Below are 24,910 nucleotides of genomic sequence, written 5' to 3'. Positions count from 1 at the left end.
ATTGATTTGATGGAAATAATATTGATAATGATTATCAGTTTCAAACAAAATCTATTTTATGGCAATTTCAGTCACCTTGTCAATAATAAGCTTTTTAGGAAAAATAAGATGGTTTTTGCAGGGGGAGAATCCCCAAATGAAGGAGTGTTCATGGAACAATGGGCACAACAAATAAGGCAAGCTCTGAATTTCGTTATGTCATAAGCTTGCCTGTGCTATTCGCTGTATTGAGATGCAATGAAGTATAGGCTGGGGATGTGGATGATGATCATCGGCATTAATGCTTTAATTTGGGGCAGGTTGGGCAGTAATCTTCTGGATCATCTGCAGCGAGATAATAGAAACAACAGGTTTTGCGCACACGAATGGGTGTATCTGAGACAGCTGTTGCCCGCTTGGGCGTGTTAAACTGCTTGAGCGGATTACGGGATTCACCAAAGAGATGTGCAGGTGCATCACGAATTAGATAATGGAAGTCCTCTTCGACACGCTGCTTTTCTTCAGGCGTGGCTCCTTCAGCAAACTTGTTCTCATAGAGCCAGTATACGTAAATGGCCGTGTTCTCCCACAGGACTGAACGTGAAACCCGCGTTGCCTTGGACAGCGATTGCCACACCTTGGCCAGATTACCGGCGAACATCTGTTCAATCACCTGATCTCTCCATACGCCACGCTGATCCGCCTCCGGTGAGGTCGTCTGCCAATTAGTCAGACGAGCCTTGGGGAGCCATGCCTCCCCCTGATAACTGGATTCGATCGTGCCGTTGGCAATCTCATAATTTAGGCCTTTGTTGAAGCGTGACATGGCATAGAGACCCGAAGCCAAAATCAAGTAAGCATACCGTTTAGCAAAGAGAGATACAGTAGCCGTTTCAGAATCCGTCTCAAAGATGCTACTCACCCCTTGCAAATAGTTCAGGCTTTTGGACGGGTCCAGCAAGTCCGTAAATGGCATCGAAAATGTACGATCTGTCGAAGGCTCCCAGGTCAAACGGTATTCGGCAGCCAAGGCCTGCATCTCTTGATCATCAAGCCAAGTGGCTGTAGCGTGTGGTTTCATTTAACTTCCTTCCCTTCCCGTGCGGAATGCACATTGGTGTGCCAAACAGCGGATCAACCGCAATGTCGCACTCCATCTGGAAGACCGCGCGGACCATGTCCTGCGTAACAATGTCTTCCGGTTTTCCTTCCGCGTAGATGGACTTGTTGTGGACAGCCACGATATGGTGAGCATAGCGACACGCAAGATTCAGATCATGAAGAACCATCACTATGGTGCGCCCCTCCCGTTCATTCAAATCGAACAGCAGATCCAGAATATCAATCTGATGGGTCATATCCAGATAAGTCGTTGGTTCATCCAGCAGCAAGGTCTCTGTTCCCTGTGCGAGTGTCATCGCAATCCAGGCACGCTGGCGTTGTCCGCCGGATAATGCGTCCATGGGCCGATCAGCCAGAGCAGTCAGATGTGTGGATTCCAGCGCGAGCCTGACCATGCGTTCGTCCTCACCGGACCACTGTTTCAGCCAGGTCTGGTGTGGGTACCGTCCTTGCCGAACTAGTTGGTTCACTGTCAGTCCCTCTGGAGCAGAAGGGCCTTGCGGCAGAATGGACATACGTCTTGAAATTTCCTTGGTAGGCAACTTCGCAATCTCCTCGCCATCCAGCAGCACCGAGCCTGAACTGGACTTCAGCAGTCGCGCCATCGTTCGCAGCAAGGTGGACTTCCCGCAACCGTTGCTGCCAATCAGGACAGTAGTTTTCCCCTTGGGAATAGTCAGGTTCAGATTCTCAATAATAGGCTCTGCGCCATAGGCGATCGTAAGGTCCTTGGCTTCCAGAATACTCACAGCATTCTCCTCCTCAAAACTGATTTCGATTCTTGAACAACAGATACAGGAAAAACGGTGCTCCTACCCCGGCGGTAAATACCCCTGCCGGAACATCGAGCGGCAGAAATACCGTACGGGCAATCAGATCAGCAGCAAATACAAGCAGGGCACCGACCAGTCCCGAAACGATGAGCATGCTGCCAAACATACGCCCTACCAGCTTCCGGGCAATATGCGGCGCAATCAGACCGACAAAACCAATCGTCCCCGCGACAGCTACAGCACCCCCGGCCAGCAGTACACTGCACAGTAGCAGTGCTGAACGATGACGCTGTACAGTGACCCCCAGCCCGGTGGCTAGATCATCCCCGAATTCCTGTGCGTTCAGACTACGGGCAAACCAGATCGCCAACGGAAGCACGATTACAATCACCGGGATGATCGTTCTGACATCGGTCCACGATGCGCCATACACACTCCCCGTCAGCCAGATATACGCCTGACCAGCCGTATAGAATGGACTAAGAATCAGCATGAAGGTCGTCCCGGCCCCCGTAATGGCTGACACTCCGATTCCGATCAACACCAGTCGAATCGGGCTTACTCCTTTTTTCCAGGCAAGAAGATATATGATGATTGTGGTAATCATCGCTCCCATAATGGCAAACAGCGGCAACAGCTTGATACTGATGGTTCCACCCAGCAGGGTGACAAAACCTACAGCGGCAACGGCAGCTCCTCCCGTTATCCCGATCACATCTGGTGAAGCGAGCGGATTACGGATAATCCCCTGCAATAGGGCACCGGACATGCCCAGTGCTGCACCAACAAGCAACGATAACAGCACACGCGGCAGCCTTAGCGTCAACACGACAAAGTCATGATCGCCTGCGCCCAGACCGAAAATCGTCTGCAGCACATTCAGCGGAGATATGAAATCATTACCCACACTGGTTCCTAGAATGGATGCAATCAATACCAAAACCATACAGATTCCGATGATGAACAGCGATTTGCGCTCCATTTGCAAGGATAACGTATCTTTTTTATTGCGAAAAGTAATCATCTTCCTCATATCTTCGTCCCCCCCTTGCGGGCAATATAGACGAAGAAGGGACCACCAATGAGTGCTGTCATAACGCCAAGTGGAACCTCCTGCGGCATGATGATCAGCCGTGCAACAACATCCGCCGCCAATAACAAAATGGCGCCGCCCAGAATGCAGTAGGGAACAAGCCAGCGGTAGTCGTTGCCAACAAACGCCCGCATGATATGCGGTACAACTAATCCTACCAGACCAATTGAACCGGCCACCGCAACAGAACCACCGGCTAGCAATACCGTAACGACTCCCATAAGCAGCTTAACCAGTAGCACGTTCTGTCCCATGCCTTTGGCGATATCATCACCGGTCAGGAGCAGATTGATCGCCCGGCCCATAAACAGGGATACTACAGTGGCAACCGTCATATATGGCAGTACAGGATACAGCATGTCGAGTGTCCGACCGCTCACTGAACCTGCAAGCCAGAACAACACGTCCTGTAATCCCGTTCCATCCAGCACCAGGATTGCCTGCGTGAACGAAGCAAAAAGTGCAGAGATGGCGGTACCCGCCAGCACAATCTTGATGGGAGTCAGACCATCACGACCGATGGACCCAAGCGCGTACACAATCACTGTTGCAATGGTTGCCCCGGCAAAACCAAACCACATCATCGTACTGAGCGAGGACACCGACAGCACAACGATGGCAATAACGATAAAAAAGATGGCGCCCGCATTGATCCCAAACACACTTGGTGAAGCGAGCGGATTACGAGTTAGCGCTTGCATGAGTCCTCCCGCCACCGCCAAACTTGCACCAACAACAGCGGCAATAATTGTGCGTGGTAAACGTTCTGTCAGAAGTACGACATGCTCCACTGAGCTTTCGTCATAGTGTTGTAGTGCATCCACTGCTATTTGAAATGTTATGTGTGTGCGTCCCAGTATCATGCTGGCTACACAGGCGAGTAATAGTAAAATGAATAAGCCGGATAGTCCATACATCTTCGTACTTGCCTTCGTAAAAAGGGGAAACATATTCTCACTCTTTCATTCGTGAAATGCAAAAAGACCTGCCTGCCCATACACTTCGTATACGATGTCCTGGTGCATGGCAGGTCTTGCTCCCATTAATTCAGATTGAACTGCTTGTATAGGTCGTCCAGCATCATGTTGGCCGATGTGTATCCGCCTCCCATGTTCCAGGCCACTTCATCAACCTGTACCAGCTGGTTATTCTTTACCGCATCGAGATTTTTCCAGAGCGGACTGCTGGTCCAATCCTTATAATTTTTCTCAATAGCTTCTGTTTCCGTACCTGAATTGAAGTTGAAGATCATATCTGCGTTCATATCCGGGATGTTCTCTTTCGAAGTCAACTCCACACCCCAGGTGTCTTCATCATGTCCAGGCGGTCTGGTAAATCCAAGCTCTTTCAAAATTTTCCCGGCGTATCCCATATAGAAAATGCGAACCTGATCGGCTCTGAAATTCGTAATAGTCGCTTCAATGGGAAGACGGTCACCCATTTTGCCTTTGAAATCCGCTACCCTTGCATCCCAATCGGCAAGCAACTTGTCCGACTGTTCCTTCATATTCATCGCTTCACCAGTCGTCTTTACCGTCTCTTTCCAGTCAAACAACGTCTCGGTAACTACCGTTGGAGCAATCTGGGACAGTTGATCATAGATATCCTCATGTCTTGTTTTGGTGGCAATGATTAGATCCGGCTTCAACTTGTTGATCTCTTCCAGATTCGGCTGTGATTCCTGACCTACCTGCGTCACGCCATCCAGATCCGCTTTCAAATATTTATATACGGGTTGCTGAACCCAGGATTCCACAACACCCGTTGGCTTCACACCAAGTGCAACAACAACATCATTGGCACCCTGAAACAAGGTTACAATCCTCTTCGGAGTTCCCTTAATTGTCGTTTCACCCATGGCATGTTTGATAACTCTGGTCTGCTCGTCCGCACCACTGCCTACTGTATTGCTCTTATTACCACTTGCAGACTTGCTTGAAGGGTCAGTTGTCCCGCTAGTTCCACCCGAGGCACAACCAGCCAGCACCGATATCATCAGAATAAGTGCTATATAAATATGTAGCTTTTTGGTCAATCCAAACATGTAGTTCAACTCCCCCTTCTCATCCTAATTGATATTAAAAATCATTATCAATTGTATTGTAATTCAGTTGAGTACATTGTTCAAGCATATTGATACTGCTGTGGAAGAACTCCCCGTGCCTCTAGTTTCATGTTGAAAATCTCCTTGTACAGTAAAGGCTTGGATGAATACAAAATGCTCAGTATACAAAAAGGTGTAACCCTCCATAGTTGTTGGGTTACACCTTTATAAGTAATTCATGACCTGTCTTCAACAGACAGCGATCGCAGACAAACATACCAATTAAGGTGTATGTCTGCCTACATATTGATAAGTACCTTTCGGGTATGCAATCCACTCATCCTGCTGATTAAAAACGGGTGAGCCACATGATATACCTTGTCTACGAACAAATGTCCCACCTTGAGGAAACAATTGATTCTGCGAATGAGGCTCTCCAATCACATCTACCACAGTTTCATGATATTTCAGTACATATGCGACCGTATTAAATTCACTTGGGTTGTAGAAATGACCCTCTTGATTAAAATAGGCAACATTCGTGACATCCATGAAATCGTAAAAGATGCTGTTTATGATCAGATACGGGATTACTGGATTAACCGGATATAGCGCTATGCTGGATACGTTCATACGGTTCTTGTTTTTCATGAATTGGTGAACCTCCAGCTCATATCCTTCGATTTTATGAGAGAAGTCACATTCTCGGTTGTAAAACAATTGCAGCACGATGCGACCGTCTCCACCATCGACATATTGTGAAAAAAACAAAAGAAATGCCTCCTGTGGTTCCTGATGAACCTGAAATATAGCCGCTCTGCCAGCAACTCCTACGACCTACTTAAGCTGGACTCTTAAAAAATTCTCGAGGGGACAGGAGTCTCCTTGGTGCTGCAAAGCATACCGTTTATGGTGTATGAGTGCCGACATATTGATAGGTCCCTTTCGGAAACGCATTCCACTCATCTGGCTGATTATAGGCAGACGATCCGTAGGATATTCCTGGCTTGCGGACGAACGTTCCTCCTTGCGGTGCAAACTGCTCATGCGAATTTGGATTTCCTAATACATCTACCACTTGTCCTTGGTATTTTAAAACATATGCAACGGTATTAAATTCGCTCGGGTTGTAGAAATCGCCCTCATCATTGAAATACCAAGCATTCGTAATATCCATGAAATCATAAAAGATACTGTCGATGATTATATATGGCATGGCAGGATAAAGCGGATTAATCGGTAAAGTGGTAACTTTCATTTGGTTTGTTTTCTTCATCCATTGATGAAACTCAAGTGAGTAACCGTCTGCCCGATGGGAAGGGTCTCCATTCCCGTTATAATGCAATTGCAAAACAATTCTTCCATCCCCGCCATCCACATATTGCGAGAAATATACTGCAGGCGCTTGCTGTGGTTCCTGTTGGACCTGAAACACAGCAGCCCTTCCATCTGCTCCTACTACCCATACCAGTAAAGGTTCGGGGGAAAGGGGGATGGAGGTGCCCATGAGTTCTACAGGACCGAGGAATGTCGATGATGGTGTTCCTCTATATACCAGGAATTTAGATTGTCCTGGGAAATAACTGGACAGATCCACGGTTCTGTGCGGCAAGCCATATTTAACCCCAATCGGAGTGATACCGCCGGAAACCAGCTCCGCGTTGCGTGTATTCAACGTATATTGAACTGAGCCACCCCGATCATCCGCAGCCGTAATAGTAATTTCAGCAAGGCCGCTGCCTGTACCCGAAGCCAGTGATAAAATGCTGCCATTAAGCGATGCACTCACCAACGTCGGATCACTGGAGCTGACTGTAAATCGCAGCTCATCCCCATCCTCGTCGTAGAACAGTTGTTGCAGATCATAATCCCTTTGCTGTGTAACTCCGGGAGTCAATACCTGCTCGTTTATAGCCGCTATGACTTGAGGAGCTTGATTAAGCTGAGGCATGCTGACGGTAACCGGGAACGTCGCTCCCTCTGCACGTCCGTACTGATCATACACACTGAGTGTTACACTTGTGGTCCCTACACTCACTGGGTTTAGCTGTAGTTTCTGACCATTCATATGGGCCGTAGCAATTCCTGGATCATACGTGTCTGCTGTCACTGACAGGGATGCTAGATCCCAGTTCAACAGGAACGGCGAGAGATCCAGTTCTGAGGCAGCATCTCCCCATTGAAGCAACTGCTCAGGGATCGCTGTAATAACCGCATTTTCCAATAGATGGACCTGTAGGTCTGTGCTAATCTCTCCGCCTCTATCGTCTTTAGCCGTGATGGTAATCACGGTATTGCCGCTAGTCAGCCCATGAATGACAAGCTGATCATTTTGAACTGTAGCATCTGCCACGGCTGGATCAGACGAACTGATTTCATAACGAATCGGATCATGATCCGGGTCGGCAAAGATAGTGGACAGATCCACGGTTCCGTCAGCCTTGCCTAAAATCAGATGTACCGCGTCTGGTGCACGGGTAACCACCGGGCTACTGTTCGGTATAGGCAAAACCGTTACAATCAAGGTAACTGTATCTGTTCCACCCTTGCTATCGTCTGCCGTCAGGGTAATACTTGCGCTCCCCGCTTGCAGCGACTGCAAAGATAGCTGATCGCTCGTTATGGCAGTCTGCACGATAGAAGCATCCGAACTGGTCGCTGTGAACACCAGCGGGTCACCATCTACATCCGTAAATATCGTTGAAAGATCCAGCGTTGTATTAGGCTGGCCCAAAGTGACGGTTAATGGCTGAGGAGCTTGTCCATGCGGCGCATGGTTAGGAGTGCCCTGAACCATTAGCTTGAATTCAATCTGCTTTTGTCCTGTGCTGCCATCTTCTCCTTGCTGTCCGTCATTGGCAGTGACATGAACGATCGTACTGCCCGCGCGAAGCGGACTCAAACGCAATTCATCTCCTGTAAGCACCACCGACGCTACAGCAGGATTATCAACAGTAACCTGATACGTTAAGCTAGCATTTTCCGGGTCCTGAACATAGTCGTTCAAATGCAGTACCGAGTCGGACTGTCCCACAGTAAGCGCCTGATCTGGTATATCTGCAGATACAGGATTGCCATTCACGATAATTTTGAAGGTAGACGACACCCTTTTTCCCCGTCCATCATTAGCCGATACACTGATGGATGCTTTTCCGACACTGACCGGCGTAAGCTTTAATGTATTGCCCGATACGGACGCCCGTACGATGCCGGATTGAAGAGAAGCTGCCGAGAAGGTCAAGATATCCCCATCAGGATCGGTAAAGAATTGGCGTAAATCATACAATTGTTCACCAGCGCTTTCTGTAATTACACGCTCTACAGAAGCATTCACGACTTCCGGTGAACGGTTAGCGCTGCTAGATGAACCGGATGAGCTTCCAGAAGATGAGGACGTACCTGTTACACTTGCCACAGCTAGACCCGTAACAGCGTTGGAAGCTACTCCTGTACCCAGTGTGACCGCAGATACCTGTACATTTCCACTCACATTCACCCTTGCTGCCGGGTTGCTGACTTGAATATTTTCAATACTACCTGTATTTTTCAATTCCAAGGCACCCGTCCCTGTGACGGTCAGCTGCTGGATCGTGCTATTACCTGTCATTTCGACGGACTGGCTGCCATTTACCTGAACGGTCTGAACCGTTCCCTGAAGATTGACTTTGTTCGCCCCTTCATTAACATTCAGCTGCGGCAAGGATGCATCGACGCTAACCTCAATGCTTGCGTTGGATTGCACGTTCATGACTGTCGCGCTTGCGGTACCACTGAGTACAACGTGAACGTCCGGTTTTGTGACATCCATTTGTGTCAACGTTGAGCTATCAAATACAACTGTATTGTTATCTCCGCCGTTAATATGGGTCTGTCCCTGTACCTGTACATCCTGTGCATAAAAATCCTGCTGCACCCGGGCATCCACCGTTAACTGCTGTTCCACTTTCAAATGCAGCACCGATGTAAAATCCCCGGCAATCACCAAATCTCCGTTTAACGTAGAGCCGTGTCCGTCCAGCACAACGTTGCCGCTGAACTCCGCTTCGCCGTCACGAGCCGAACTCCCGCTGCTGCGAAGCTCCAGCCAAGTGACCTTATCCACCGTCCGGCCTATGGCATGGAAACGAATGCCTGCGTTGCGCAGCGCGGCCTGATTATCCGCGTGAAAAATGCCGCGCAGCGGCTCTGCAACGTCATAAGCGATGCCATTGATCCGTATCTGCTTGCCGTCCATTTCCTGGAGCTGCGAAGCACGCTCCTGTGGAAACAAAGCAGATACGAGCAGGCTGGCCGCATCTACGCGGCTTACCGAGTCTTTGGCGTGCAGATTTCCGCCAAATTCACTCATCAGCCCGTCATTCAGCGCCGCCCGAATCATCGGGGTCGCCCACGGGCTGGCGTCCTTCCACGCCGTCGGCAGCGTCTGCGCCGACGGCGAGTCGGTTGTGCTGGCGGGCGTGCCCGCAGACGTACCCGTCCCAGCGGACCTGACCAACAGCGCGACCAGTTCTTGGGCGCTGATCAGGTCATTCGGACGGAAGTGTCCGTTGGCGTCGCCCTGCATCAGCCCGGCCTTACGGGCTGCCTCTATAGCCGGGCGCCCCCAGCTATCGGCGGGCACGTCCGTGAAGGAGGCAGCGCCGTCCAAGTTGCCCGTCGGAAGCTGCAACGCTTTGACTAGCAGCACGGCTAGCTCCTGACGTGTGAGCTTCTGCTCAGGTCTGAGCGTTCCGGCGGGATCGCCTTGGATAATCCCGAGTTCACGGGCTTTTTGTAGTTGTTCCAATTGCTGTGCTGTAAGCTTCTGTACATCCGTCCAGGTGGCAGTATTGTTCCGTGTGGACCCCTTGGATACGGAAGCCGTATCTATCACGGTAGCTTGCTCTGCTCCGGCAGGAAACGAGGGGGTCAGCAGCAGCAAAGCAGCTGCCAGCTGAGCGGTTAACTTCTTATTTTTCATGGTGCAATTCTCTCCCCACCGATAAATGTAATCATGTATTCAAAATCTTAGGATACGTATGTTTTACGGCCGAGGACGACCGATAAAGTCTCCTAAATTAACAGGGTAGTTCGTCCCTTCCACATTCCATTCACCAGATTGATAATGGTCTGGATTACCAATGACCGTACCGCTATTCCGTCCCAAAGCCTGCCCTTGACCAATAACTGCGATATCTATAAGCGTGTTGTTGTAATACAGCTTAAGCGTAACAGGTTCCGAATTGTTATTTTGTAACTGCAGGAAGGTAAAATACCACTCCTCCGATACGAATGAACTCAGATCATCCGCAATAACAAATGTTTGCCCAGGCATAATTACATCTCCGTCATTGGCATTTATAATAATCGGGTCTGGTTGGTCGGATCGCTCAATCCATATTCTATTTTTCTCCAACGGTCTGTTTGTAGGGTTATACAATTCAATCGCCTGGTCCAGATAATCCGGTTCGCCTTGCCACACGACTTCGGAAATGAACAAGTCTCTTTTCTCAACAATCACTGGAATCGTAAAAGATGTCGTTTCACCCCGATTATCATTTGCTGTAATCGTAAGGAACGTCAGACCATTACGCAAAGGTTGTATGAAAAGTGCATTCCCTTCTACCTGCCCCCCTGCCACCAATGGATCAGAAGACACCACAGTATAGGTCAGCGTGTCTCCATCCTCATCAGAGAACATATCATTCAGCTGCAATATTTGCTGACCATCTCCCGGGTCCAAATATTGAGGTTCAGGCACACGGGTCACTACCGGACGATGATTTACTGGTTGAGGAGCTTCAACTTGCAGCATAAATGAAGTGAAAGAAACGCCCCCACGGCCATCATTCGCCGTAATTCCAATCATCGTAATACCAGCATTATGCAGTGTTACAAATGAATCTTCTCCATTCTCCGCCACACTGCCTACTAGGGGGTTGGAGGAAGTTATGGTATACGTCAAGGTGTCGCCATCCTGATCCATAAATAACGAGCCCGGATACAGCATCAGCTTGTCCTGCAACACATTAGCAACTACGATAGGTAAATGAGGTAAAGCCACAGGTATGTGATTCTCAGGCTGCGGATCAGGCAAAGGCGCATTCACCATAGCAGCAAACTGAAGCGAGGCTGTACCTCCCTTGCCGTCATGGGCTGTTATCGTCATTAGACTAATGCCGGCTTGAAGCGGCGTAAGCATAAGCTGATCGCCTGTTACTTCTCCTGTGGCCACTTCTCGCGAAGCCGATTCCACCGTGTAGGTCAGTGCATCGCCATCCTCATCGTTAAACAAGTCAGACAGGCTAATCTGCTTGCCACCTTCATTTAAGAGCAAAGGAATGTCATTTAGGCTGTTGCTCGCGACAGGACTGTGATTAATGTCCTCCTCATAAGTAGAACTGGTCACTGTATAGCTGAAAAACACGCTCGCTTTACCGCCTTTTCCATCCTCTGCCGTAACAAATACCTGTGTGCTTCCTACTGATTTAGGTTTTAGTGTAAGCTGTTGATTTGCCACTTCTGCTTCTGCTATGTATACATCCGAAGTGACCGCATGGTACGACAGTTCATCCTGATCGGCATCGTAAAACACATTTTTCAAATCCACTAGCGTATCTCCAGAACCCAAAATGGCATATTGATCGGCAGGAACGATAGCTGAGACAGGTACATGATTAGATGTTGGCGTTGGATTCGTTGTAGAACTGCCACCGCCACCACCAGATGAACTTTTTTTAGTGCTTGTTGAGGATGTATCCGAAGATGCACCCAACGTGGTATCACGTATAATTTGAGTCTCTGTTCCCCGCTCCGCAAGACGGGTCTGTACAGTCTGTATCCCATTGGCGAGACGTACCTGTGTATCGGCAAAATTCAGTTTAAGCTGCTGCCATATACCACTTCCCTGAATCTGAATAGGCTCATGCGTATCCACGATCATTTCGTTTACGTCTGCATGAATCTCTACATTTTTGGCACCCCGCATCAGGGTTACCTGAGGTAACGTATCACCTTGAATACGCACATAATCTGCTGCAATAGCTAACTTGCCTTTAAATTCTGTCCCTTTGCTATACAAAGTCACCGGTTGTTGGGCTGTACCACTTTGCACAATTTGAAGTGCTGACAGATCAGCTACGTTTCGGTTCGATGCCTGATAGGTCAGGGTAGCCCCTTGAAGCGCCGGCACATTGTCTGCTCCAAACAGTTGCTTCAATTGCTGTCCGATCAAATAGGGCTTTCCATCCATATAGGCGATATCCCCGTCGATACGAGATAGGATTCCCGTCCGTTCACCCGATTGGAATACATTCACCAAAAAGGATGCGATATCCTGACGTTTTACCTGTACTTTAGAGTCAAACCGATTATCCGGCGTATCCATTAATCCCAGTTTGAGAGCTGCCTCTACGTTGCTTTTGGCCCATGCGCTCACCTGATCCCCATCAGAAATGTCCTGAACATCTCCGCCTTGAACATGGGTTCCTCCAATCGCTCTCACCAGAATGGCTGCCAATTCCTCACGACTCACTGCAGCATCCGGGCGGAAAGCACCTGATTCATCTCCGGTCATTAGACCTGCCGCACGTACAGCTTCTATATAAGAAGCTGCCCAACTCCCCTGCGTATCCTTAAAAGTTACTGCTTTCTCCGTTGCGTCAAGCTTAAGTGCATTAGCCAGCAAAGCTGCCATTTCCTTACGCGTTAACGGTTGATCTGGACGGAAAGAACCATCTGGATAACCCGTGATCAGTCCTTGCTTCACAGCCTCCTGTACCGCCTGTAATGCCTGGGATGACATAGTGGACTGATCTGTAAAAGATACTGTACTGGCTTTAGTCACAATCGCTGACGTCTCCCCTTTCGTTTCCGCATGAACAAGCTGGGGCCCCCATGCCATACCTGCCAGCAACGTCACCATCAGCACTTTTTGCCATTCTTTATTCGTTTCTTGATTCATCAGACTCTCCCCCGTGAACGGTTCATTCTTGTTATTAGTGAAAAGATCTTATCATCCGCCTCTGAACCAATTCTGAACAATATTAAAATTTTATCTTTTTCACAGTCTGGACTTTGTAGCAAATGAAAAAAGAGCGCTCAGCCAGATGGGCTAAGCGCTCTAAAACTTCTATAAAACGTTGATGTACATGCCTTGTCAGGAAACCGTAGGATTCCATTGAAAGGTAGCTGCGGACTTGGAGGGAAGGGTAGATTTGAAAACTTTATTTCCCTGCCGAACCTTAAATGTCTTTGTGTTCTCTCCCGTATTGGCGGCAATCAGGACAAGCGTACCGTCGGGGTTGCGATAAGCGACCGTTTCGATACTTCCACTATAATGTGTAGAATCAATACGTACTGCACCTGGACGGACAAATTTGCTGGCGTGCCCAATCGCATAGTACTCCACATTTTTCGTAACTGCACCGCTTAACGGGTCGATGGTCACTACACCTCTACAGTTGGCGCAACCCCCATTGGTCGGACCCCCGGACGGGTCAAGTGCGATATTCCAAAAGAGGACATTTTGCGACCAGTTTCGGGGTGCACCAATGATCAACTTGGACATATCCCAGCTCAAATCATCTCCAAAGCCCGGACTCCACGCCCCCCCACTACATTCTGTCATATATACAGGCTTATCAGGAAAAGCATTATGCACATCTGTCATCGCTGTGGGCTCTCCTTTGTAGCAATGAAAGGCCGTTCCGTGCGTATAGCTTCGAGCCTGTTCATCTCCTAACACGGTCTTGGCATATTCGCTCCCTGTATCCCAGTTATGGTCAAAGGCAATAATGTGAGTAGATAAATGGTTTCGATTTAGGGTCGGGCCCAGATATTGTTTAATAAAATTCGCCTGTTCTGCTGCTCCCATACTCATGCTGGGATACTTGGGCGTAGTGAATTCTGGCTCATTTTGAATGGAAATCGCCTGAATCGGAATTCCCTCGTTCGCATACGCCTGTAGATAACGAACAAAATAGTCAGCATACGCCTGGTAGACACGCGGATCGGTATAGTCCAAATACCAGCCGTTATAAATCTGCTCCCCATATTTCATCCAGGGCGGAGCTGTCCATGGGGTTCCCATAATCTTTAAATCCTGGTTTCTTCTCAGGATTTGCTTCAGCACATCGATCACATCCCGATCCTTGGCGATGGAGAAATGATTCAGCTCATAGTCCTTGCCTGTTGCCACATCGTCATAGGTATAGCTGCCAGACTGTCCCTGCTCATCTACGGAATAATCTGAGGCTCCAATGGTATGGCGAATATAACTCAGTTGAATGCCACTGGCTGTAAACAAATCATTTAGCAGCTGATCACGCTGATTGGCAGACATGCCATAATTCATCAGGTATGCGGACGAACCGGACACCGCTGCTCCAAACCCTTCCATCGTCTGGTAACGAATATCTGGCTTAATCTCAATCGTCAGTGTATCCGCATTCGCTGCATTTTCTTTACTGTTATCCTTATCCCAACGGATCGGGGTTTGTTGGGTTAGGCGATTCGCCGGATCGGGTGTTGTTAGCCACATGTTGACGTTATTTTCTGCTTTCGGCCCCGGAACATTCCGTATAGCCATACTGGCCAGGACCGCACAGATCAAAATGGCTACTGCAGCTATAAGCAGCCAGATGTCAGTACGTCGTTGCTTTTGGAGTTTTTTCATCTATATCCTCCTCTCCCCATCATTATCCTGTCCCCATCCTCCCTACTATTTCAGCTTTCACTTGGGTTTCCCTTTGCATACCTGTTGGACGTTTACATACCGATAGCAAAAAGAGAGCCGGTGCTTGTGCCCGCGCTCTCTTGAATATAACCATTTTAAAACAAATGTAACGGGATTACTTTTTTGCCTTTTCTGTAGAGGTTGCCGGAATCGTAACACTTCCTGTCAGTCGTAAATCCTGAGAGGAACTGCCCACATAAATGGGCACTTCACCCGCTGGCATAACCCATGCTTTGGACTTTTCATCCCAATATGAGAAAGCTTTCGGGTCGAGCTCAATGCGAACCTTCTTCTCTTGACCCGGCTTTAATTCTACCTTGGACCAGCCTGCCAGTTGACGGGATGGAGTCTCTACGTTTGTCGGAAGCTTACCGTTGTACACCTGTACAACCTCAGCTCCGGCTGTTTTGCCCGTGTTCTTCAATTTTAGCGAAACTTCGACGGAACTCGTACGATCGGATTTTTTTCCACTCGCATGCTGTTTTGTTTTCAGATCGCTATATCCGAATGTCGTATAGGATAAACCGTGTCCAAAGGAGAACGCCGGTTGAATACCCGATTTCTCATACCCACGATAGCCTACAAAAATACCATCTGAATAGTCACCTATACCATTCACACCCGGAAACTTCTCTGGTGAGGACACGGGTGTAGACTGCTCGTTAACCGGGAAGGTTACTGGCAACTTACCCGAAGGATTCACATCCCCGAATAAGACGCGTGCTATAGCATTCCCTTGCTCTTGTCCAGCAAACCATGCTTGTACGATGGAAGGGACTTTGTCCTGCCAGGTATCCATTTGCACGGCTCTGCCGCTCATTTGTACGACTATAGTTTTCGGATTTGCAGCCGCAACCGCACGGATCAGCCGATCCTGATTGTTTGGCAGCTCCATATCGGAACGCTCAACATATCCTTCGCTCTCATACGTACGCGTAACAACAATCGCAACATCCGATTTTTTCGCCAATTTCACAGCGTTGTCAATCAACTTATCTGACGTATCTGCCGGAGGTTCCCAGCCCAGACGAACCATACCACCGGAATCACGACCATTTGTCGGATAATCAGCGCGGTATTCAATACGTATCTTGTGCTTTTCACCCGCTTTAAGGGAGATGCTTTTCTTCGTAGTGCCCAGCTTTTCACCTTGATTGTCCACGAAAAGCTTATCGTCGAGATACAGCTTGCTTGATCCCAAACTGGTTAATGACAATGCATAGTCACCATCCTTGGGAGCTGCAATTGCCCCTGTCCAGCGTGCAGATATCAAGCCGTTCAGTGTCGTTGGTGTATTTGGAACTTTAGGGGACTTCGCATTGAAGCCCTGATAATTATAAAATCCAAGGTTCATATTGACTTGGTCATCATTGCGTACAAGAATCGGATTTCCTTCCATCTTGTTATTCTTCCAGTATTCGCCTCGAAGCCCCTGTTCGCCATCTCCATAAGTCGCATATCCAACACTGATATCCTCTTTCTGATCAGATGTAGTCAACAGTGAAGACGGAACAGCCGATGGGCCAGGCATAATGTCTCCTGCAGAGATCGGGTCTGTACCCGGTGCATATTGGACGGTAACACCTTTGCCGACACGATTGCGGATGCCCTCTAACGGACTCACGGTATACGTCGGGTTCACCAACGAACTGCCTCCGCCTGCCACAGTGCCGTTATCTGCATCGGGGCCAATCACAGCAATGGACTTGAGTTTATCTTTAGACAACGGTAATGCATTATTTTTATTTTGAAGCAGTACCATACTTTCCTCAGCCAATTGACGGGCTGTCTTGCCATGGTCACGGGCATCAATTTGATTATTTTGAGCCGGGTGGTCAAATAAACCTTTGCTGAACATTTGCACCAGAATGCGCCCAGCCTTATCATCAATCGTTTTTTCACTTACCTTACCATTTTTGACAGCCGTCAGCAGCTGATCTCCCCATTTACCATAAGGGGTCCCCGGTGTTTCCAGGTCCAATCCGCTATTTGCCGATTCGACTGTACTCAGGTTCGCACCGTAATCACTCATCACAAAGCCCTTGAATTGCAATTCCTTCTTCAAGAGGTCCGTCAAAAGAGTTTTGTTCTCACAAGCAGACTCACCGTTGACCTTGTTAAAGGAGCACATTGCCCCTCCCAAATCTGCCTCGGCGATGACTTCTTGGAACGGGCGTATGTAAATCTCATGCAACGCACGGTCACTGACTTTGACATTCGTCGTGAAGCGCTCTGTTTCCTGATTATTCATAAGATAATGTTTCGCAGTCGCCAAAACAGGGTGGCTTTGTATACCTTTGACATAAGCGGTCGCCATTTGCGATTGCAGTAGCGGGTCCTCACCCATAGATTCAAAGTTTCGCGATCCCCATGGAATACGGGCAATATCCATCCCCGGTCCAAGCGCAACATTATGAGTTGTATTAAAAGCCTCGTCTCCAATCAAATCACCATACTGTTTGGCAGCTTGGGTATCCCACGTTGCAGCCAACGCAATTGGAGCAGGCAACGCAGTAGATTGCTGGTCCTGCACATCTGGATTAGCGATACGCACACCCGCTGGTCCATCTGCCATCGTCAGCGCCGGAATGCCCAACCGCTCCATCGAATTATTATAGAATCCATAGTAATTGTTGACCTTGCCAGTCACCAAATCTATTTTTTCTTCCAGCGTCATTTCCTGCAGCAGCAACGCTGTCCGTTTCTCAGCCGACAGGGCCGTGTTCATCCAAGGCCGATCTGTCTGGCTTCCTGCCGCTCCTGCAATATTCATAGGTCCGATCACAACAGCCGCGATAACTGTCATCATCACCATACGGAACAACCATGTTGATTTCACTTTCACGTTTGTAATTCCTCCTTGATGTTAGGTCATGAGGTGAATGCCTATTCAACTCTCACAGGCTTGCAAAGGCTCTCGATCCTGCGAGCTCCGACAAGAATCCAGAGCCACGGGATAAGCAAGCAAGTCAGCAAAAGCCGCAATGGCTCAAGTGACACGTTTACCACCCTACCGTACATTTTCGAAAATTTCATTGAAAGTTTTTGGAAGTACAACACTAGGACCTTCATTCTTTTTCATGAAAAGAGAGCGTTAACAATTCAGTTAACCGATAATAAAATTACACTTTTGTAACTTTTTAATGACAGGTCTTTAACTAATTTTAATCACAAAAAATGATTCATATGTCCCACTCTTGACTTACTCATATGGCGTTACCTAGCGTGCGACCAAAGTCGCTATTTGAGAATTGGAAATACTTATGTATAAGGATTTTGCAAAATCCTGGTATAAAAAATAACGCTCATAAACAAAAAAATTCCAGAGAACCTGAAAGGTTCCTGGAATTAATGTAATTATTCAAACGGATACCGAAGCCCCCACTGTGAACGAATCTGATCCATCAGTTTCATAATTCCTAACGATTCATCTAAAGAAATAGTAGAACTTTCGAGCAAACCTTCGTTCAAGCAACGCCCGACTTCTTCTGCTTCAAAGGCATAGCCTGTAGAGGATCGGTCATCCTGAAAGTTTTGTGCCTCTTTACCGTCCACAACTAAAGTAGCCGATGTGCTGTTCAGGAATGACGGAATGTGGATATAGCCCTTTGTTCCATGGATGTATGCCTCATTCGTCAATCCGAGGCGGACTGCCCCGTTAAGCATAGCCGTGCGTCCTTTTCCATAATCCAGCAAGATCGAAAATGTCTCGTCAACGCCTGTCTCCCCGATATGAGCTGTGCTCCATACATGCTCAGGTTCAGGACCGAAGACCATTGAAGCAAAAGAAACCGGATAAATTCCTGCATCTAATAGAGCACCTCCGCCCAGCTCAGGGTTCAAAAGCCGCCCCTCCGGGTTCCAATCTATTCGAAAACCAAATTCCGCCTTAACCAGCTTTACCTCGCCAATGTGTCCCGCATGTATCCACTCCCGCACTTGGCGAATCGGAGGCAAAAAACGTGTCCACATTGCTTCCATCAGGAATAGCTTACGCTCACGTGCAAAGCCGATCATTTCCTCCAATTCTTTGCTGTTGACGGTGAAGGGTTTCTCACACAAGACTGCTTTGCCCGCCCGAAGAGCCGTCAGAACATTTTCTTTATGAAAAGGATGGGGAGTCCCTACGTAAATAGCATCTACCTCGGGATCTTGTGCTAATTCCTCATAGCTCCCGTAAGCCCTTGATATTTGATGCTTAGCTGCAAATTCGGTAGCGCTTTCAATAGTGCGTGATCCAACAGCATACCCTTCTCCATTCGAAACATGCGCCAAATCCGCCACAAATTGATCTGAGATCCAGCCTGTGCCGACAATTCCCCATTTGATCTTTTTGCTCATACTTGTGTCCCTCCCAGCAATTTGGTTAACGTTACTTGCAACATACCCTTTTATTCTAGCAAACGCCTGTCCTAAACAAAAGAAACATTTGCTAGACGACGGTTTCTTTTGTGACCCAGCAGCATCTTCATTTATACCCATTATTGAATGACGTATCTGTAAAACTTTTTATCCACTTTCATGACTGGAAAACCAATCGGCAATTCTCCTGGAGCTATACTAACAAAGCCGTTCTTCTCATAGAAACGATGAGCTGCTACGAATTGTGGTGTTGTTCCAAGATAGATTTCTTCAATAGACCTTACCCTGGCCCATCCTATGGCATGATGCAATAATTGATTCGAAACATTGAATGTTTTACCTCTATAGTTTTGTTTTACAAACATTTTTCTGAGTGCTGTCTTACGGTTCCCAATATCTAACAAAGCTATAGTCCCTACTACGGTTTCTTCACTAAGAGCTACCCAGAAGTTGCCGTTACCACGCTGATAAAAGTTTTCAATATCAAGCAAATCTGGCTGATCTTCTTTGGTTATGGCGATATTATATTCATCTTTTTGAATATGTAAAATTAAATCGACAACTTGTGATTGATACTCGGTTGAGTACTCTTTTAGAAAGATACTATTAATCATCGTTGTGTTCTCCTATTATCGTCAATTGTTATACTGTTAGATTCTCATCAAACCACAGAGCCTAAAATATTACCCATATCTCCTTATTCGCGCTCGATACACGCTCAATATTAAATAATTCAACCTCCGCAACTAGACTAAGTTTCCACCTACACAGTAGAGGATTTGAAACCATTGTCTAGGTGCGAACGTTGAGTTAATTATGAATCTCTATATATCAGAATTCTATTCTACGCTTGAAGCTGTGTAAGAATTTGCGGGTCCTTGATCTTCTGATCCTCGGCCAACAACACAATTTTGGATAGAATCTCCGCTGTTCTTGGGTCTTCGTCCAGAAACGGCAGGAAGATACGTCCACGATGCTGCGAATGCACCGGAATAATATGCAGTGCTCCCTTCGCTTGCTTATAGACACCCCCGCTTCCCAGATGCACAGCATATTCGCCAAGAGTCCCATCTACACGTGCATAATTCCCATCCAAGCGTACATTGCTAATTTTCAGCAGGCGAAGTGATTCCTGCACAATCACCCTACGCATTTCAATGGTCGTCAGACTGGCCTCTGGATCAACGCCGCCTACATGGGCAACACTGACGACCAGATCCACGTCCCGCATAACTTCGGAGAACAGAACAGGAGGAACTTCGTCCAACGGTACGCTCTTATACGTTGTCCTATCAAAGAACTGTACTGTCTCCAGCGTAGGAGCCTCGGTATCCGCTGGTGAGAACCAGTCTGCCATGGCATACAGGTTCGCAATCAGATTCTCGGCATAGTACACCTTCTGGAGTCCGTCCTCATAGCTGACTGTCCATTGGCGACCTTTCAATAGGGATACCGTTTTATTCGGCTGTACCTGGTGTCCTGAATATCGACGGGAAACTGTCGCATTTGCACGTTCATCAGCATTCAGCAAGTACAGCTCACGGAACACCTGCTTAAATGGCTGGCGTATCTGGCGGTCGAATAAGTCCTTCTGGAAGTCGCTCCAACGACCACTTTCGAACAAATGAAGGGGATGAGCAATAATCAGCTTGTCCTCTTCTCCTATAGTATGCTGTTCAGCAAAAGGAGCCGTCAATACCAACGTTTCCTCATTAAAATATCCGAGGTGATCATCGGCCTTGAAAACCAGTGTTCGCACCAACGGAGCAAGCACAGGATTACCCAGCAGTCCTCTCAATTCCTTCACCATAAAGGTCGTACCAGACTCCATAGAGCGTTCCAATTCTTTGCGAGCTCTGCGGTACTGATCCACTAGATCTCCTTTAAGCTCCTTCAGCGACGTAACATACTCATCCTTCTTGAAACGAGCCGGAATGGATTTCAGCGTTTTGCCTTTACTGACAATTTCAATATCTGCCGCTCCTTCAGCATCAATGACGAGCTGCACCGTTGTAGCCTCGTCCAAAGCATGTGGCTCAAAATAAGACCGGAGATCATCCAGCTTACGAGCTTCCATGTCCCATACGAGACGGGTTACATCATCATAACCTGCGTTACGTGCCAAATTCCCGAGTGCAATCCGTGAAACGAGTGCCTCACTGGCCTTACGCTGTGCTCCGAATTTTTTGCTTTGTTCCAGAAACCTCTGGATAAAATCATAACGTTCGCGTACATCTGGTTCAGGCGGCTGAGCAAGTGGAATCAGACTGTAGGTCAGCAAATGGTCTTTGTTTCGCTTGTCCTCCACTGATTTTTCCATTTCACTCCGTTTGAGCTTACCCAGCGTCGCATCTGCAAACAACTGGGATCGACGATGATTGGCTCCAGCCGAAATATACTTGGCACAATCGTACAGCAGATCAAAACGTTCCTCGCCCAACGTCTCATAGGCCTCATGGAACCAGTGAATATCGAAGGCACCATCATTAAAATCTTGCGGAGCAATCGGCGAATAATGGGCTACAATCGTTTCCTTCTCGGCCGAAAAACCTTCATTGATATGTGCATGGAAATACCATGCGGCACTGCGAAGCCCTTCCCAACCGAGATAGTCTGCTACAATCTCAATCCACTGTGGAGCATACATAGCAGCCTCCAGCAGACGTTTATCCGTAATTTTAGTGTTTTTCAGCTTTTCCTTGAGCAATGTGGCATCCTCGCCATCACTCGGATAACATGCTTTGAGCAAGTGGCTGAACGATTCTTTTTTGGTAATACGATCACCGTAGCCGTACACATAACCACGCACAAACGTTTCCTTGTCGAGACCCTCCAGAATACGGATGAAATAATCCATACCTTCAAATTGGCTCAATCCCATAACCTTTGGCGTAGCCTCGGTAGGCAAATCTCCTCGAACCAATTCAACCTCTAACAGTCGATCAATAACCGTGCGACGTATTTCCAAAAATTCATGTTTGCTAGAAATCCATGTATTGCGGGCATTGGTTAAGGAACTCATATGTCTTCTGCTTTCACTACCGGCCAGCAGTTCCCGATAGACTTCCCCTACACCGATCAACCCTTTTTCATATGCTTTGAAATAATCCTCCAGATCCAGCGGAGAATAAAAACGATTTTCCGCTCCTGGCAGTTCTGCGTAGTTCACAAAGGTATGGAAAAAGCGCTTAAAGGACTCACCATCATGAACCTGCCCCTTCTCCAGTGCCACCCACGGGCCGGACAATAGATGGAGCATTCCCATATCCTCAGCAGGTCTGTCCTTAGGCACGCCCTGCATTAGTGAATTTAAAGCAAGGTCAATTACGTCAAATGTTTGGTCACCGGATGTGTCCATAAAATAAGCATTAACTAATGTGCTTACCTGATCGGAATAGGTCAGCTCTGCCATCCACTTCTGAACCTCGTTAATCCGATCCAAAGGATACATTTGCTCAGCGAAGTCTTTACGCCATCCTTCCAGCAGCTTGTGCTTGCTTTGTTCTGAATAGTTCATGTTAAAAGAAAAGTATCGATAGTAGCGATCCAGCGTTCGGTCCATAGGCTCCAATCGGTCATAAAAAACAAGCTCCAGCAGTTCACGCGCTTCCATGCCGCTTTCCTGCAAATAACGGTCCCACTCCTCATAGAGAGGATATAAAGACAGTCTAGAATCTACTTCTTCATCGACCTGAACCAGCCGTAGAGGACGAAGGTTCGTCCCAATAAGCAATGTATCTTTGTAGCCCGAATAATACTCCGCAGTATATTCCACATCACGATGATGATGAACAAGCTCATCCAGTCCGCTCAAGAACTGCTTGAGCTTCTCCAATGGACTAACAAAAACATCGGACAATCGAAAATCACCCAGATCAACTTTCTCTTCCAACCAAGCTTCCTTGACATTCGGATCGTACAGGCCAAAACCGTTAGCCCCTGTATAAGCATCCTCCTGTCCCAGCTTGGACAGCAGTTGCTCCTCTTTGGCTGTGGGTTGCTGAATGATATCCGCCAAAGGCCGCAGGCTTTCATACTGTTCGGCACGATCCGGGTCTGCATATATCTTCGTCAATACTTCCAGTCCACCCAATCGTTGCAGCTCCGCCTTAGCACGAAGCAAGCGTTCCAATGAGCCAGCCAGCGGCCCTTCCGATTGTGAGAGCAACACACCAATGACACTTTGTCGCAACGATCCCGTCTTGAGCTTTAATAAGGCTTCCATTTGTTGCATTTCTGGTTCCGACAGCGTCAGCTTACGCGCCTTGGCCACAGCGAACTCACGGATACTCATACTTTTGTCAGACAAACTGGAAAAAATAAAATCACGCTGTACCGTATCCTCAGGGTTTTGCACAAAATGGTTCAACAGTTCGCCACGCAGATTAGGGCTAATCTGTTCCTTTAAGGCTATGATTTCCCCAATCCAGGAAGCGTCCATATCATAACCAGCGAGATACAGCATTTTTTGAATAGGTGCATCTGAGCGGTGATACAGATTAACAAAATCCAGCACCTTGGAAGGCTCGGTGGACTCACCCTTTTTCATATGTACAAACAGGTTATGAAGTCGTTCAAAATCTTTACGCCGCTCCTCTTTGCTCTCCAGCAAAGGAGTGCGCACCACTTTAACAATCCGATCCGCGACCGTCCCGCCTTCTATCCATTCATAAAAATAATTGCTTGTATAGTTCGTCAATATCCAATATTGAAGCTCCGGGTCCGTTTCATCCAAATATTCTCTCGCGATTCCGAGGCGCACATCCTTGTTTTCACTGTTAGACAGTACATAAAGCGCTACGATCTTCTGGTAAGGTGCTCCCTGCTCCATGAGTTTCTGAACCTGTCCATACAAATCACGTTCCTCATGTACTGCGGTAGCCCACAAACTCATATATACTTCATTAGCATTTGAGCTGGTCAGCCATTCTTGGCGCAGTTCACTACGAGTCAATGCTTCATATGCCTGCTCGATCAGTTGACGAACGACCCGCTGGTTGGCGGACTCCAGCCCCATGCCTGTCCATACTGCAAGCGCCCGCACTACCGAGCTGTAACGAATGAAGCCTTGGTCGATGATCACCTTTAACAGATATATTAGAGCCTCCGGGGTTCCTTCATCCATTTGTTCCACGATACTTTGGCGCAATCCCTCCTGGAGCTTGGCGGCTGCCAAGAGCTCGCCGATCATGCGATAATTCTCCTCCTGATGACTCAGGAGCATGCCTTTAATCATATTGCGCGTAAGTAACGCAGCCTGATTATCCCCATAAATAATAGCTTTTAACGCCTCAAGCACCTGCGAATTACCGTTATCCAGCTCATAAGCAATCCAGTCACCAATCGTTTCCTGAATCCGGTAATCCCTGCCTGGTTCATAATCCTTTTTTGTTAAATAATCCATTACAGAGAACCCGATACAGTCCATTCGGATCAACTGCACCATTCTTTTATAAATCCGGGAAGTATGGGCCGTAATATCCGAAGTGCGAAACGGTTTTCGCGCATACCCTGTGCTGTATGGATATTCAGTCACATGCTCTGTTAGATGGGCGAATACATCGCCCGCTGTTTGTCCAATTAGAGCACGTAATACCTCTGTCAGTGGCTTAAACAGCGGTTCTCCGCTTTCTGTCGCCCGTTCTTTTAATATTCGCTGACATTCGTTAAATGGCTCCTCGTTCTCCTGTATGTAATGAAGCTTACCCAGTTCCACAACATACTGAGCCAACTCCTGTTGTTGTCCATCCAGTTGCGCCGCGCGCTCCTTCAGTGTGGTGAAATATTCTTGCTCATTGTTCTCTTGATGCATATTTCGTTTC

The 24,910-nt window shown here is 47.7% G+C and carries 13 protein-coding genes; all 13 read right to left on the bottom strand.

Features of this window, described 5'->3' with window-relative positions; genetic code table 11:
* Window positions 1-277: 277 nt before the first annotated feature.
* On the bottom strand, window positions 278-1,060 hold the full coding sequence (locus JOE49_RS10490) for an IucA/IucC family C-terminal-domain containing protein (RefSeq protein WP_053324715.1): 783 nt from the start codon (window positions 1,058-1,060) through the stop codon (window positions 278-280).
* Window positions 1,029-1,850 carry an ABC transporter ATP-binding protein gene (locus JOE49_RS10485; protein WP_023987175.1) on the bottom strand — a complete coding sequence of 274 codons (822 nt, stop codon included), beginning with the start codon at window positions 1,848-1,850 and terminating at the stop codon, window positions 1,029-1,031. The genes JOE49_RS10490 and JOE49_RS10485 overlap by 32 nt, the downstream gene beginning before the upstream one ends.
* A gap of 13 nt (window positions 1,851-1,863) precedes the next feature.
* Complete coding sequence (locus JOE49_RS10480) at window positions 1,864-2,907, bottom strand: FecCD family ABC transporter permease (protein ID WP_023987174.1); 1,044 nt, start codon at window positions 2,905-2,907, stop codon at window positions 1,864-1,866.
* Complete coding sequence (locus JOE49_RS10475) at window positions 2,904-3,917, bottom strand: FecCD family ABC transporter permease (protein ID WP_069081281.1); 1,014 nt, start codon at window positions 3,915-3,917, stop codon at window positions 2,904-2,906. The genes JOE49_RS10480 and JOE49_RS10475 overlap by 4 nt, the downstream gene beginning before the upstream one ends.
* A gap of 92 nt (window positions 3,918-4,009) precedes the next feature.
* Entirely contained in the window at window positions 4,010-5,011 is a 1,002-nt protein-coding gene (locus JOE49_RS10470) for an ABC transporter substrate-binding protein (RefSeq protein WP_209941038.1), read from the bottom strand.
* Between the two features lie 282 nt (window positions 5,012-5,293).
* A complete protein-coding gene (locus tag JOE49_RS10465) occupies window positions 5,294-5,782 on the bottom strand; it encodes an RTX toxin (protein ID WP_069081283.1) in 489 nt (162 codons plus the stop codon).
* 136 nt (window positions 5,783-5,918) lie between these two features.
* Window positions 5,919-9,971 carry an S-layer homology domain-containing protein gene (locus JOE49_RS10460; RefSeq protein ID WP_209941037.1) on the bottom strand — a complete coding sequence of 1,351 codons (4,053 nt, stop codon included), beginning with the start codon at window positions 9,969-9,971 and terminating at the stop codon, window positions 5,919-5,921.
* Between the two features lie 63 nt (window positions 9,972-10,034).
* A complete protein-coding gene (locus JOE49_RS10455; RefSeq protein WP_209941036.1) occupies window positions 10,035-12,953 on the bottom strand; it encodes an S-layer homology domain-containing protein in 2,919 nt (972 codons plus the stop codon).
* A gap of 195 nt (window positions 12,954-13,148) precedes the next feature.
* Window positions 13,149-14,666, bottom strand: a complete 1,518-nt coding sequence (locus JOE49_RS10450) for a glycoside hydrolase family 30 protein (protein ID WP_209941035.1) — start codon at window positions 14,664-14,666, stop codon at window positions 13,149-13,151.
* A gap of 175 nt (window positions 14,667-14,841) precedes the next feature.
* Entirely contained in the window at window positions 14,842-17,571 is a 2,730-nt protein-coding gene (locus JOE49_RS10445) for a glycoside hydrolase family 3 C-terminal domain-containing protein (protein ID WP_209941034.1), read from the bottom strand.
* A 512-nt stretch (window positions 17,572-18,083) separates the two neighbouring features.
* A complete protein-coding gene (locus JOE49_RS10440; RefSeq protein ID WP_075153793.1) occupies window positions 18,084-19,067 on the bottom strand; it encodes a Gfo/Idh/MocA family protein in 984 nt (327 codons plus the stop codon).
* A gap of 140 nt (window positions 19,068-19,207) precedes the next feature.
* Window positions 19,208-19,702: a GNAT family N-acetyltransferase gene (locus JOE49_RS10435; protein WP_103744805.1), complete on the bottom strand. Its 495-nt coding sequence runs from the start codon at window positions 19,700-19,702 to the stop codon at window positions 19,208-19,210.
* Between the two features lie 230 nt (window positions 19,703-19,932).
* Window positions 19,933-24,900, bottom strand: a complete 4,968-nt coding sequence (locus tag JOE49_RS10430; RefSeq protein ID WP_209941033.1) for a DUF4132 domain-containing protein — start codon at window positions 24,898-24,900, stop codon at window positions 19,933-19,935.
* Window positions 24,901-24,910 lie beyond the last annotated feature (10 nt).

Origin of the sequence: Paenibacillus sp. PvR133 (genome assembly GCF_017833155.1) — a bacterium.
Taxonomy (GTDB): Bacteria; Bacillota; Bacilli; order Paenibacillales; family Paenibacillaceae; genus Paenibacillus; species Paenibacillus polymyxa_B.
This window is presented reverse-complemented; position numbering and strand designations above follow the sequence as displayed.